The 13,374-nt window shown below is 60.1% G+C and carries 10 protein-coding genes; 8 read left to right on the top strand and 2 right to left on the bottom strand.

The window, feature by feature from the left end; all coding sequences use genetic code 11:
* The first annotated feature begins 1 nt into the window (after position 1).
* The 5 genes from HX868_RS25800 to HX868_RS25780 all read left to right on the top strand — a co-directional run bounded on the left by HX868_RS25800 (position 2) and on the right by HX868_RS25780 (position 5,464).
* Positions 2-601 carry a LysE/ArgO family amino acid transporter gene (locus HX868_RS25800; protein WP_095017408.1) on the top strand — a complete coding sequence of 200 codons (600 nt, stop codon included), beginning with the start codon at positions 2-4 and terminating at the stop codon, positions 599-601.
* Between the two features lie 178 nt (positions 602-779).
* A complete protein-coding gene (locus HX868_RS25795; RefSeq protein ID WP_003175739.1) occupies positions 780-1,376 on the top strand; it encodes a superoxide dismutase in 597 nt (198 codons plus the stop codon).
* A 156-nt stretch (positions 1,377-1,532) separates the two neighbouring features.
* Entirely contained in the window at positions 1,533-1,715 is a 183-nt protein-coding gene (locus HX868_RS25790) for a hypothetical protein (RefSeq protein WP_177004790.1), read from the top strand.
* A gap of 226 nt (positions 1,716-1,941) precedes the next feature.
* Positions 1,942-3,993, top strand: coding sequence for a putative bifunctional diguanylate cyclase/phosphodiesterase (locus HX868_RS25785; protein ID WP_095017410.1), 2,052 nt, complete (start codon positions 1,942-1,944; stop codon positions 3,991-3,993).
* Positions 3,994-4,120: 127 nt separating this feature from the next.
* Positions 4,121-5,464, top strand: a complete 1,344-nt coding sequence (locus tag HX868_RS25780; protein ID WP_016975409.1) for an imelysin family protein — start codon at positions 4,121-4,123, stop codon at positions 5,462-5,464.
* A gap of 61 nt (positions 5,465-5,525) precedes the next feature.
* Here the strand turns inward: HX868_RS25780 and HX868_RS25775 are convergent, their stop codons facing one another.
* Entirely contained in the window at positions 5,526-9,761 is a 4,236-nt protein-coding gene (locus HX868_RS25775) for a dermonecrotic toxin domain-containing protein (protein ID WP_246355589.1), read from the bottom strand.
* A 101-nt stretch (positions 9,762-9,862) separates the two neighbouring features.
* On the opposite strand from HX868_RS25775, the gene HX868_RS25770 reads away from it, so the two are divergent.
* A complete protein-coding gene (locus HX868_RS25770) occupies positions 9,863-11,317 on the top strand; it encodes a TrkH family potassium uptake protein (protein ID WP_016975411.1) in 1,455 nt (484 codons plus the stop codon).
* Here the strand turns inward: HX868_RS25770 and HX868_RS25765 are convergent.
* On the bottom strand, positions 11,274-12,332 hold the full coding sequence (locus HX868_RS25765; protein WP_177004789.1) for an AraC family transcriptional regulator: 1,059 nt from the start codon (positions 12,330-12,332) through the stop codon (positions 11,274-11,276). The two genes, HX868_RS25770 and HX868_RS25765, sit on opposite strands and share 44 nt — an antisense overlap.
* A 160-nt stretch (positions 12,333-12,492) precedes the next feature.
* On the opposite strand from HX868_RS25765, the gene HX868_RS25760 reads away from it, so the two are divergent.
* Positions 12,493-12,804: an Mpo1-like protein gene (locus HX868_RS25760; RefSeq protein ID WP_038851615.1), complete on the top strand. Its 312-nt coding sequence runs from the start codon at positions 12,493-12,495 to the stop codon at positions 12,802-12,804.
* 350 nt (positions 12,805-13,154) lie between these two features.
* Positions 13,155-13,337 (top strand): hypothetical protein, encoded by a 183-nt coding sequence (locus tag HX868_RS25755; RefSeq protein WP_095017413.1) that lies wholly within the window; start codon positions 13,155-13,157, stop codon positions 13,335-13,337.
* The last annotated feature ends 37 nt before the right edge of the window (positions 13,338-13,374 follow it).

The following is a 13,374-nucleotide window of genomic DNA, read 5'->3' as shown; positions in this document are numbered from 1 at the left end:
TATGTGGCAGAGTTATCTGAATGGTTTGCTGGTGGCGCTTGGCCTGATCATGGCCATTGGCACTCAGAATGCCTTTGTGCTGGCACAGAGCCTGCGCCGTGAGCATCACCTGCCAGTAGCCGCGCTGTGCGTGGTGTGTGATGCCCTGCTGGTGGCCGCGGGGGTATTCGGTTTGGCGACAGTGCTCGCGCAAAGCCCTGTGCTGTTGGCGGTGGCCCGCTGGGGCGGCGCGGCATTCCTGATCTGGTACGGCGCGTGTGCACTGCGCCGGGCGTTTTCGAAACAAAGCCTGGACCAAGGTGACAATCTCAAGGTGCGCTCACTGCGCGCGGTGATGCTGAGCGCACTGGCCGTGACCCTGCTCAACCCGCACGTGTACCTGGACACCGTGTTGCTGATCGGCTCACTCGGCGCCCAACAAACCGAGCCCGGCGCCTATGTGGCCGGTGCCGCCAGTGCGTCGTTCCTGTGGTTCGCCACGCTGGCACTCGGCGCGGCGTGGCTGGCCCCTTGGCTGGCACGTCCCGCCACGTGGCGTTTACTGGACCTGTTGGTGGCCGTGATGATGTTCAGCGTGGCCTATCAACTGATCAGCGCCTGAGGAATATTCCAAAACGCTCTGGAACCTCTATCCCACACAGTTGTTGCGTGGTTTTGCCGCACCCCCGGTGCTATGATCCGGACCCTGCGCCGCAAAGAGTACAAACTCCCCGGCGCTTGTTTGGCCGCCCGTGATCGGCCTTGCGCTCACCGCAACTGACCTGATTAGGAGAATCATCATGGCTTTCGAATTGCCGCCGCTGCCCTACGCACACGATGCCCTGCAGCCGCACATCTCCAAGGAAACCTTGGAATACCACCACGACAAGCACCACAACACCTACGTCGTGAACCTGAACAACCTGGTGCCAGGCACCGAGTTCGAAGGCAAGACCCTGGAAGAGATCGTCAAATCCTCTTCGGGCGGCATCTTCAACAACGCCGCTCAGGTCTGGAACCACACCTTCTACTGGAACTGCCTGGCGCCAAACGCCGGCGGTCAACCAACCGGCGCGCTGGCTGAAGCCATCAACGCTGCGTTCGGTTCGTTCGACAAGTTCAAGGAAGAGTTCACCAAGACGTCCGTCGGCACCTTCGGTTCCGGCTGGGGCTGGCTGGTGAAAAAGGCTGACGGTTCCCTGGCCCTGGCCAGCACCATCGGCGCCGGCAACCCGCTGACCAACGGCGACACCCCGCTGCTGACCTGCGACGTCTGGGAACACGCCTACTACATCGACTACCGCAACGTACGTCCAAAGTATGTGGAAGCGTTCTGGAACCTGGTCAACTGGAAGTTCGTGGCTGAGCAGTTCGAAGGCAAGACCTTCACTGCCTAAGCAACGCTGCAGTAGTAGAAAGAGCCCGGCGAATGCCGGGCTTTTTTATGCGCGTCATTTCACACGGCGAGCGAAGAATCATGGAACCCATCCTGGAAACATCTCCACTCAAGTCGCAGGAGGAATAAACCTCTTAATCAAATGTGGAGAATCACTATGGATCCTATTTCGTTGGCGGCAGGCGCAGTCCCCATGGTTTCGGGCCTTCTTGATAAAGGCATGGATCTGATAAAGGGTGGCATGGACCTGGCAGGCAAACTGCTGGACAAGTTCCCTGACGCAGCACAAAAACCAGGAGATACCGGGGTGCAGTCACAAGCTCAGATTACTTACGACTGACTCCGGGCACCTCACCCTGGAAGGCCGGCCCGCCCGGCCTTCTCGACAACCTGGCCTTAGCGCCTTGGCGCCCTCTGACACACACCGCACCTTCTTGATCCCTCCCAAGCCCCTCGCGCCAAAAACTCAATTGAGCCTATCCCCCAATGTCCCTTTGACTGCCCTCACCAGATTGCCAATACTCATGGCATATTGAGGCTACCCGCATGGAACAAGGAATGACCCTTTGAAGCTGGAACTCAAGAACAGCTTGTCGGTGAAGTTGCTACGGGTTGTGCTGCTGTCGGCATTGATCGTGGGCGTGGCGCTGAGCGTGGCGCAGATCGTTTTCGATGCCTACAAGACGCGCCAGGCCGTGGCCGGCGATGCCCAGCGCATCCTCGACATGTTTCGCGACCCCTCGACCCAGGCGGTCTACAGCCTGGACCGCGAGATGGGCATGCAAGTGATTGAGGGCCTGTTCCAGGATGACGCGGTGCGCATGGCGTCCATCGGCCATCCCAACGAAACCATGCTCGCCGAAAAAAGCCGCGCCCTGCAGCAATCGCCGAGCCGTTGGCTGACCGACCTGATTCTCGGCCAGGAACGCACGTTCACCACTGCATTGGTCGGCAAAGGGCCCTACAGCGAGTATTACGGCGATTTGAGCATCACCCTCGACACGGCCACCTACGGCAAGGGGTTTATTGTCAGCTCGGTGATCATCTTTATTTCCGGGGTGTTGCGCGCCCTAGCGATGGGCCTGGTGCTGTACCTCGTCTATCACTGGCTGCTGACCAAGCCGTTATCGAGGATTATCGAGCACCTGACCTCGATCAACCCGGATCGGCCCAGCGAACACAAGATCCCGCAGCTCAAGGGTCACGAGCGCAACGAGCTGGGGCTGTGGATCAATACCGCCAACCAGTTGCTCGAATCTATCGAACGCAATACCCACCTGCGCCATGAAGCCGAAAGCAGCCTGCTGCGCATGGCCCAGTACGATTTCCTGACGGGTCTGCCGAACCGCCAGAAGCTGCAGGAGCAACTGGATAAGATCCTCATCGACGCCGGCCGCCGCCAACGCCGGGTGGCCGTGTTGTGCGTGGGGCTGGATGACTTCAAAAGCGTCAACGAGCAGTTCACCTACCAGGCCGGCGACAAACTGCTGCTGGCCCTGGCAGACCGTTTGCGCGCTCACAGCGGACGCCTCGGCGCCCTGGCCCGGCTGGGTGGCGACCAGTTCGCCCTGGTGCAGGCCGATATCGACCAGCCCTACGAGGCCGCCGAACTGGCGCAAAGCATCCTGGATGACCTGGAAGCGGAGTTTGCCCTGGAACATGAAGGCATCCGCCTGCGCGCCACCATCGGCATCACCCTGTTCCCGGAAGACGGCGACAGCACTGAAAAGCTGCTGCAGAAAGCCGAACAGACCATGACCCTGGCCAAAACCCGTTCGCGCAACCGCTATCAGTTCTATATCGCCAGCGTCGACAGCGAAATGCGCCGTCGCCGTGAGCTGGAAAAAGACCTGCGCGACGCCCTCAGCCGCGACCAGTTCCACCTGGTGTACCAACCGCAGATCAGCTACCGCGATCACCATGTGGTCGGCGTGGAAGCGCTGATCCGCTGGCAGCACCCGGAACACGGCCTGGTGCCGCCGGACCTGTTTATCCCGCTGGCCGAGCAGAACGGCACCATCATCCCGATTGGCGAATGGGTGCTGGATCAGGCCTGCCGGCAGTTGCGCGAATGGCACGACCTGGGTTTCACCGAGCTGCGTATGGCGGTCAACCTGTCCACCGTGCAGTTGCACCACACCGAGTTGCCGCGGGTGGTCAACAACCTGATGCAGATCTACCGCCTGCCACCACGCAGCCTGGAACTGGAAGTCACCGAGACCGGCCTGATGGAAGACATCAGCACCGCCGCCCAGCACCTGCTGAGCCTGCGCCGTTCCGGGGCATTGATTGCGATTGATGACTTCGGCACCGGCTACTCATCCCTCAGTTACCTGAAAAGCCTGCCCCTGGACAAGATCAAGATCGACAAGAGCTTCGTGCAGGACCTGCTGGATGATGATGACGACGCCACCATCGTGCGGGCGATCATCCAACTGGGCAAAAGCCTGGGCATGCAGGTGATCGCCGAAGGCGTGGAAACCGCTGAGCAGGAGGCCTACATCATCTCCGAAGGCTGCCATGAAGGTCAGGGTTACCACTACAGCAAACCCTTGCCGGCCCGGGAGTTGGCGGCTTTTTTGAAGCAGTCGCAGCGCAATAACGCGATGATTCTTTGACATGGCAAAACGATACTGAATATTTCCCGCGTATAACCCTTTACACAAAATGCAAATCTTTCGCATTATGTCGCAGTTTTTGCGCTCCCCCGCGCGCCCCATCAACAACCGAAGCAGGATGTTCGCCATGATTCGTATGCCCCTGGCCACCGCCAGTCTGCTGGCCATTGCCATTTCTCTCGCCGGTTGCGGCGAAGGTAAAGACAAGGCCGCCGCGCCCCAGGCGCCGACCCCGGCTGCCAGCACTACCGCTCCAGCGGCTGCAACCCCTGCCGGCCAGGTCGACGAAGCCGCTGCCAAGGCCGTGGTCGCGCATTACGCAGACATGGTGTTCGCGGTCTACAGCGATGCCGAGTCCACCGCGAAAACCCTGCAAACCGCTATCGACGCGTTCCTCGCCAAGCCGAACGACGAAACCCTGAAAGCCGCGCGCACCGCCTGGATCGCCGCTCGCGTTCCTTACCTGCAGAGCGAAGTGTTCCGCTTCGGCAACACCATCATCGACGACTGGGAAGGCCAGGTGAACGCATGGCCGCTGGACGAAGGCCTGATCGACTATGTCGACAAGTCCTACGAACACGCCCTGGGTAACCCAGGCGCCACCGCCAATATCATCGCCAACAACGAAATCCAGGTCGGCGAAGACAAGGTCGACGTGAAAGACATCACCCCGGAAAAACTCGCCAGCCTCAATGAGCTGGGCGGTTCCGAGGCCAACGTCGCCACCGGCTACCACGCCATCGAATTCCTGCTCTGGGGCCAGGACCTGAACGGCACCGGCCCAGGCGCCGGCAACCGTCCTGCGTCGGACTACCTGACAGGCGACGGCGCCACGGGCGGCCACAACGAGCGTCGCCGCGCCTACCTGAGCGCCGTGACCCAACTGCTGGTCAGCGACCTGGAAGAAATGGTCGGCAACTGGAAACCCAACGTCGAAGACAACTACCGCGCCACCCTGGAGGCAGAACCTGCCACCGACGGCCTGCGCAAAATGCTGTTTGGCATGGGCAGCCTGTCCCTGGGCGAACTGGCCGGTGAGCGCATGAAGGTTTCCCTGGAAGCCAACTCGCCGGAAGACGAGCAGGACTGCTTCAGCGACAACACCCACAACTCGCACTTCTACGACGCCAAGGGTATCCGCAACGTCTACCTGGGCGAGTACACCCGCGTCGACGGCACCAAAATGACCGGCGCCAGCCTGTCGTCCCTGGTGGCCAAGGCCGACCCGGCAGCCGACACCGCGCTCAAAGCGGACCTGGCGGCCACTGAAGCGAAGATCCAGGTCATGGTTGACCACGCGGGCAAAGGTGAGCACTACGACCAACTGATCGCGGCCGGTAACGATGCCGGCAACCAGATCGTACGTGACGCCATCGCCGCCCTGGTCAAGCAGACCGGTTCGATCGAAGCCGCTGCGGGCAAGCTGGGCATCAGCGACTTGAACCCGGATAACGCTGATCACGAGTTCTGATCCGTCGCGCTCCCCTAGGTTGCTGAAAATGCCCCGACATGTTCGGGGCATTTCTTTTGCACTACACCCTGATGATAAAAATCTGCGGTGACGCTGTTGGCTGTGTCAACTGAATGCCCCCCATCAGCGCGACAAAGTTATTGCTGACCTGAGCTTGAGCTACCAAATTGCGTGTCGGCACGTCCATCAGGTTTACGTCTGGCGAAACCACCTGATCCCCAGCAATACGATCACCACTCACGCGGCGCAACCTCAGCCAATAGAGCCTGGGATGCGTCCCACGCCTGAACAACAGTTCGCCGAAATGGCTGTAGCCACTGAGAACGTCGAAGCGACAGCGGGTCACGACCTCGCTCATCAATGTTCTCAGTCGGCCATCGATGCCGGACGAAAGCGCATTGAACAAGGGGACAGCGACCGGCTCAGGGCGAAAGCTCAAACGGTGGTAACGCCCAAGCACATTCATCAGTTGCAAGCTATTGTCGGCGCTTCTCTGGGTTCGCGGGAGCAACGAAAACGGATCAGCCAATGGCATAGAGGCCTCACGTAGCCATAACTGCCAGTCGCGCAATGTACGTATCACCGAGTTCAAGCCCAATTGGGTCAGGCCTGTAGGGTTGGCCCGGTTGAACAGCGTCACGGCGACGTCGAGCTGACTGGCGCGGGTCAGCAGCGGAAAAGCCTCACCCACATACAAGGTCGCCGCTTTCTTCAAGGGCACGTCTGTGGATATTTTCCATAGGCCGTCGCCAGTTATGAACATCGCCTGCCGAGGCTGGTTGAAGATGCCAGCGTGCAGCAGGTGTTCCAGGTCCAGAAAGTTCGCGGCAGGTCGCCCAGGGTCACGAATAAACACCTCATTGGGCCTGGAGGGGGTTCTGGGCAAAATCGCGAAATAACGCTGGCCCGATTCGATGTATTCCTGCCCTTGCCCGTCGCCTGCAATCCGTCGATAGATTTTCCTTGTCGCATCCATCACTTCAAGTTCCGCCACATCAATAGCCCTGCCCCACTCGACAAATTGTTCGTTTGCGGGGCGTACCGTTGCTGCCTCAGGGATGGGGCCTGGACGACTCGGCCCCGGTTGCGGCTCGACAGGGCGTGGGCGTTGTGTAACCGAGACAGATGCCTCAACCGGTATGTCCGGTAGATCAATCCCGTCCAAACGCCACTCGAATCGCAAAAGCGGTACATTCAGATAGGGCTCAAACGCAGCCGTGGAGAGCTTCAAACGCAGGGTTTGTACGAGGGCTACCTGATACTCGACTGCACGTCCCGCCGGGAAATTGAACGACTCAAACACACGCCGGGCCTGGGCCTCATCCAGACGAGGATAGAGGTCCATGAGTTGGCGCACCGGCGGGTTCCCCCCCTTCAGCCCGCCGACCGGATGCGAGCCGACTTCCCACCGCCCCGAGGCATTCTGCCGAATCGGCGCGTAGTGATATTGCGTCAGCTTACGCGCATCCCTGAGCCGCCAAGCGGCCTTGTCACCGTCATCAAGGATCGAGTACCAGTGCTCCCCGTCATTGAGAAAGTAGTGCTGGGCGCCGTCGGCCTTCGAAGCTTTGTGATACAGCCCTTTGCCTTCCCAACCGGCCAATGGCACAACGCCCTCAGGTTTTTTCCCCAACGCCATTTCCGCCGGTAGCCCTCGCGGTTTGCTACCCACCACACCGCCGCGCGCGCCCATTGCGCCGTCCATCAAGGCCCCCATCAGTTCGCCCAACGACCGTACGAAATAGTGAGCAGCGCCGACGCGATCCCCTAGGTTCAGCGCTTCAACGGCGTTGAATACCGAGTGGAGGCTACGGGCCAAGCCGATGGGCAACATAATCTTGATCGGCAACACCATGGACAGGACATCGAAGGCGACGGTGGCTACCGTCAGGCCAGTTTCGACATTGACTTGATGGGTACTTCTCGATTGCGCCCCCGCGTCATTGATCGCAACGTTGGCCTCTACCTCATAGGCATCCTCGAAGAGATCGTGCGCGATCCTACCCATGCTCACCATCGACACGTCGCCACGCCCCTTGAGCACCGCCCGGACCTGGGGCTCGAACGCCCGTTCCACACGTCCCAACAAGTAGTCACGCCAGGAGCTGTTCATGACGAAGTCACTCATGAAGCGGTCCTTGGCGAACTCATGAAATACCCGACCACCGGGCGCCTGCGGGGTATACACCACGATTGAGCCAACCCCGACGGTCGCGGAGCAAAACAGCAGCACCCCGCGCACGCGCTGCCCCCGCAGTTTCAAATGCTGCACCAGTATCCGATGCCCTTCGACGTGCTCGCGGCGGTCACTGTCCACGGGCTCGTCGAGTACCACCTGAACCCAATTGAAGCCTCGCGCCAGGCGATCCGACAGAAAATCACCGTTGATCTTGGCCTCGATGGCGTCTAGCCGTAGCTGGCGTAGCATGACCTGACCATAGGTGTGTTTCTGCGCTACCGCGCCAGGCGAGGTGATCAGGCGATCCTTCAAAAGAGCCCCATAACCCTGCCCAATATTGACGGCACGCACCAGGTCCTTGACGTTTTGCAGGGTCAGCCCCTCGTAGGGTATGGACGGTTTGAGGTCCTCGGGAAGTAAAGCCTCATCTGGCTTTTTGCGGGGGTTTTCACTGAGCCTGGAGAAATGCGTGAAATTCAGATCCAGCCCGCCGATATTTTCCAGGCCCAGTTCGGTCAGCGTTCTGCTGCGATGCTGGAACAACGGCGTCCCGGGCTCGCGAGGGGCAGGCGCCGGGGCAGCGGGAACGGCCACCGTAGGCGGAATGTAGGGTTCTTTGGTGTGCACCAAAATATCATCGGGATCAATCTCCAGCCCATATTCGGCCTTGAGTCGGATACGCAACTGTTGGTTGGCGTACGCCAGTAAGGCAGGCTTATCGCTGTATTGCGCCAGCGAAGGCAACCCCTCTGCATCCGGCAGGTTTAACAATTGGTCGCAGTAGTCGGCCATCGCCACTCGCCAGGCCTCTTTATCGGCAGGGAGTGCATCCTGGAGAAATGCCTTGAGCTGTGCCTGGCCCTTCTTTACTTCCCGCCCCACGACCGCGCCGACGGCGTTGAACTGACGACCTGCGTCCATCACCCGATCCAACGCTTGGGGCAGGTGGTACATCTCAGTCTGCTCACCTTGCGCCTGGTAGCGAGTGAGCGTGGAGCTGAAGTTGTCCAGCATCCGTTGGCATTGGGATTCAATGCTGTAGTTGAACGGTGAATCCAGCCGCTCGCGGTACACCACTTGCCCCGATTCCTTGCGCTGGCGATGAAGGGCCAAGCCTTGGGGTTGCTCGGTGTCTGCCAGCAGGTCCAGCACACCGGCGAACTCTACGGCGTGGTTCAAGCGCCGATGCAGTTCACGGTCAAGGCTGGCCAGGGAGTCAAACGCCTCAAGGCCGGTGTCCGGGAGAAACAACAACACCGTGCCCAGGTTCATGCTCGGGTCCACCGGGCGCACGCTGACCGGCTCGACTTCACTCACAGGCCTGGCCACGCTTTGCTCCGGGTCCCTGGCAGTCAGCACAAATGCTCCGCGTAAGGTCAAATCACCGCTAAGGGCAACCGCGTAGACGCACGGTCGGTCAGCACGCAACATCTGCCGTGCCTGGGCCTCTGGGTAAAGCCGTACCTGCGCGAACAGGTCCTGGGCGGCGGGACTGAGCAAACGGTCTGTGGCCAGCAGCGCAGCCTCTGCCGCTAACCGTTCGGTATGGGTGTGCACCAACCATTGTTTCTGGGGACGCGCATCGGCCAGACTGCGCGGGCGTGCCCAATAGGCATCCATATAGGCTGCAAAGTACGTGGCCGCCCCCTCGGCTAGGCGGTCGAGGAATTTATCCAGGCCAGCCGTCGTAACGCCGCCCAGCGACTGCAAATCGTCGCCAATAGCCGGGAGCCGAAGCAGGGTGGCCATACGGCTCGCGTAGGTCGATGGCTGGTTACCCACAAGCCGTTGCACCACCGCGTCCAGCAGCGTGGGCAGCAATACGGTCTCCGGTGGGGATGGCGCCTCGACCTGAGGCAGTTGGATGAAGCCATGGCGCACATCAAGGCTTGGCGTCAACGTCGGGAAAGCATGCTCGAACTCATTTTGTACAAATGAGTGAAACGTCGGAGGTGTCTGAAACTGCTCGACGATCTGTCGATTGAGCGCCAGCCATTGCTCACGCAAAGCCTCTTGTTGCTGGGTGTCGTTAAGGATCAAGGGGGCGGGTAGTAGTGAATCAGATGGCATCGTGGCATCTCGAAGAGGGGAAGTAGCCTTCATCGTGCCGTCATCCATGAAAGCCCAGGCGCTATATAGCTACAGGTCAATGCGAGCGTGGTTTACATGCCCTGCCCCCCAGGTAGAATGGCGCCTCTGCCCTATCTCGAGCGAATTTCATGGCGTTGCCGACCCTGCGCATCATCGGTTTCATCATCGGCATCTTCCTGATCACCCTCGCGATCGCGATGGTCGTGCCCATGGCCACCCTGGTGATCTTCGAACGCACCAGCGACCTGCCGTCGTTCCTGTGGGCCAGCATGATCACCTTTATCGCCGGCCTGGCGCTGGTGATCCCCGGTCGTCCCGAGCATGTGCACCTGCGCCCGCGGGACATGTACCTGCTGACCGTCAGTAGCTGGGTGGTGGTGTGTATCTTTGCTGCGCTGCCGTTCCTGCTGACCCAGCACATCAGCTACACCGACTCGTTTTTTGAAAGCATGTCCGGCATCACCGCCACCGGCTCCACGGTACTGAGCGGCCTGGATGCCATGTCGCCGGGCATTCTGATGTGGCGTTCGCTGCTGCACTGGCTCGGCGGCATCGGTTTTATCGGCATGGCTGTGGCGATCCTGCCGCTGCTGCGCATCGGTGGCATGCGCCTGTTCCAGACCGAGTCCTCGGACCGCTCGGAAAAGGTCATGCCCCGCTCGCACATGGTGGCGCGGCTGATCGTGGCGGCCTACGTGGGCATTACCATCCTCGGCAGCCTGGCGTTCTGGTGGGCTGGGATGGGGTTGTTCGATGCGATCAACCACGCGATGTCGGCGATTTCCACCGGCGGGTTCTCCACCTCCGATGAGTCCCTGGCGCACTGGAAACAACCGGCAGTGCACTGGGTGGCGGTGGTGGTGATGATCCTCGGCAGCTTGCCGTTCACCCTGTATGTGGCCACGTTGCGCGGCAACCGTCGGGCGCTGATCAAGGACCAACAGGTTCAAGGCCTGCTCGGTTTGTTGATCGTGACCTGGCTGGTGCTCGGCACCTGGTACTGGTGGACCACCAACCTGCATTGGCTGGACGCGCTGCGTCATGTGGCGCTGAACGTCACGTCGGTGGTGACGACCACAGGGTTTGCACTGGGAGACTACAGCCTGTGGGGCAACTTCTCCCTGATGCTGTTCTTCTACCTGGGCTTTATCGGCGGCTGCTCGGGCTCCACGGCGGGCGGGATCAAGATCTTCCGGTTCCAGGTCGCCTATATCCTGCTCAAGGCCAACTTGAACCAGCTGATTCACCCACGTGCGGTGATCAAGCAGAAGTACAACGGCCACCGTCTTGACGAAGAAATCGTACGCTCGATCCTGACCTTTTCGTTCTTCTTCGCCATCACCATCTGCGCCATTGCCCTGGCCTTGTCGCTGCTCGGCCTGGACTGGATGACTGCCTTGACCGGCGCCGCGAGTACCGTTTCAGGTGTAGGCCCAGGCCTGGGTGAAACCATTGGCCCGGCGGGCAACTTTGCGAGCCTGCCGGATGCGGCCAAGTGGATCCTGTCGCTGGGCATGCTCCTCGGCCGGCTGGAGATCATTACGGTCTTTGTTCTGTGCATTCCGGCGTTTTGGCGCCACTGACGCCCGACACTTCCAGCAACCGCGCCCGGTATTCGCCGGGCGTGGCATCAAACCAGCGTCGAAACGCGCGGAAGAAGTTGCTCGGGTCGGCAAAGCCCAGCAGGTAGGCAATTTCCAGCAGGGTCATGCTGGGTTGCGCCAGGTATTGCTCGGCCAGTTCGCGACGGGTGTCATCAAGCAAGGTCTGGAAGCTGGTGCCCTCCTCCTGCAAGCGCCGCTGCAAGGTGCGCTGGGACAAGTGCAGCGTCTGGGCTACCACTTCACGCTTGGGCTCGCCCTGAGGCAGCAAGCGGCACAACACTTGCCGCGCCTTATGGGTCACGCGGCTCTCCGAAAAGCGCGCCAGGTATTCACCGGCAAATCGATCATGCAGCAGGGCCATGGCTTCGTTGGCCGTGGGCAGCGGCGCGTCCATGTCGGCTTGCTCGAAAATCAGCGCATCATAGGGCGCGTTGAACTCCAGCGGCGCATGGAAGGCTTGTTTGTACGGGGCCAGGTCCGCCGGTTGCTCACCTTGCAGCACCACTTTGCGCGGTTGCAGCGTGCGGCCGGTCAGCCAGCCGCACAGCGCCAAGGCACTGGCCAGCGAGGCTTCGGCGCTTTGCCGGGTAGGCGGCAGGTGGTCACCGTGTACCGTCAGAATCAGCGCATAACCTTCGGGGATCAGTCGGAAACTCAGGTCGGCACTTTCAGCGATGATCCGCTGGTAGCGCACCAGCCGCATAAAACCTTCGGCCAAGGTGTTGCTGGACATCAACGCATAACCGGCCACATGAAATGACGCCGGGCGCACCACTTTGCCCATGTTCAGGCCGATCGCCGGGTTGCCCGACAGCTCTACTGCCCGCTGCCACAGGCGGGTCATGGAATCCTGCGGAAACCGCGCATCGGGATCGCTCAGGGCGGCATAGTCGAGGCCGAGCTGCTTGAACAAGGCGCGGCAATCCAGGCCGTCCATTTCCAATGCTTTGACTATCCCCATCGCCCAGCTTGCAGAAGTTGTTCGTTCGCTCATGGCGTCTTCTTAATAAAGCAGGCTCAAACGGCAGCCAGGAAGCCAAGGATACTAAAGTGGCATCTATTGTCACTGGCTGTTACCACTGATCACTCTAGACTCAAATAAGCTCCCCGCCGAACATCTGTTGGGCGGCACAACAATCAAAGGGCCGGTCACCGTGGAAAACGTCAAGCGATTCAACAGCTTTGCTGAGTTCTACCCCTATTACCTGGCCGAGCACGCCAACAGCACGTGCCGACGCCTGCATTTTATCGGCACCACGCTGGTGATCGGCATTTTGGCGTATGCCATTGGCAGAGGTTCGCTTCTCCTGTTGATCGCCTTGCCGATTGCCGGTTACAGCTTTGCCTGGATCGGCCACTTCTTCTTCGAAAAGAACCGCCCAGCGACCTTTCAACACCCGTTCTACAGCCTTTTAGGGGATTTCGTGATGTACCGCGACATGATCCTGGGCAAGGTGCCGTTCTAACCGAACGACCGTTTAAACGATGAAAGTTCATCCATCTGCCGACATTAAAATCTTTTTGTCATTTGCAGTGCTGTATCCTGCCAAGGCTTTTTGAGAGCGCGGAATCACCTGCGATTGAAAAAACAGACCTTGCGAGGAGCGACGACGATGCACGAGATACCTAATCTCCCCTTCCCAAGCCTGCACCCAACAGAGCAGCCAACACCGCAGCAGGCCAGTGACAAACAGCCTGAGGCCAAAGAAGCAAAACCAGTCGACAGCGAAAGCCAGGACTGACGCCGTACCAGACCGTGTGGAAAGCGCAGCTTTGAGCGCTTTCCACACTGCCTGAACCCATCGAGACGCCCGCCATGACCGATACCCTCCCCGATAACCCGGACACCGCCGTACTCGACGCCGCCTTGCAGATGGTCGAGATCTGGAACCGCCTCAGCGCCGATAAACAAGCGCTGCTGCTCAAGCGTTTCGGCACCCAGGAAAACGCCCTGGCCGCCCTGGTCACCACCCAACTGCTCGCCCCTACCCAAGCCTGACGTCTTTCCGAGTTGAGGTTTTTGCGTTTTACCGCCC

The organism is Pseudomonas reactans (assembly GCF_013385825.1).
GTDB classification, from domain to species: domain Bacteria; phylum Pseudomonadota; class Gammaproteobacteria; order Pseudomonadales; family Pseudomonadaceae; genus Aquipseudomonas; species Aquipseudomonas reactans.
Note: the sequence above shows the minus strand (reverse complement) of the source record. Positions and strands in the feature narration are given on the sequence as shown.

What these genes read in the sequence shown, in the direction of transcription:
- HX868_RS25800 (WP_095017408.1), top strand. Translation starts at nt 2, where the DNA reads ATGTGGCAGAGTTATCTGAATGGTTTGCTGGTGGCGCTTGGCCTGATC.
- HX868_RS25795 (WP_003175739.1), top strand. Translation starts at nt 780, where the DNA reads ATGGCTTTCGAATTGCCGCCGCTGCCCTACGCACACGATGCCCTGCAG.
- HX868_RS25790 (WP_177004790.1), top strand. Translation starts at nt 1,533, where the DNA reads ATGGATCCTATTTCGTTGGCGGCAGGCGCAGTCCCCATGGTTTCGGGC.
- HX868_RS25780 (WP_016975409.1), top strand. Translation starts at nt 4,121, where the DNA reads ATGATTCGTATGCCCCTGGCCACCGCCAGTCTGCTGGCCATTGCCATT.
- HX868_RS25775 (WP_246355589.1), bottom strand. Translation starts at nt 9,761, where the DNA reads ATGGATGACGGCACGATGAAGGCTACTTCCCCTCTTCGAGATGCCACG.
- HX868_RS25770 (WP_016975411.1), top strand. Translation starts at nt 9,863, where the DNA reads ATGGCGTTGCCGACCCTGCGCATCATCGGTTTCATCATCGGCATCTTC.
- HX868_RS25765 (WP_177004789.1), bottom strand. Translation starts at nt 12,332, where the DNA reads ATGAGCGAACGAACAACTTCTGCAAGCTGGGCGATGGGGATAGTCAAA.
- HX868_RS25755 (WP_095017413.1), top strand. Translation starts at nt 13,155, where the DNA reads ATGACCGATACCCTCCCCGATAACCCGGACACCGCCGTACTCGACGCC.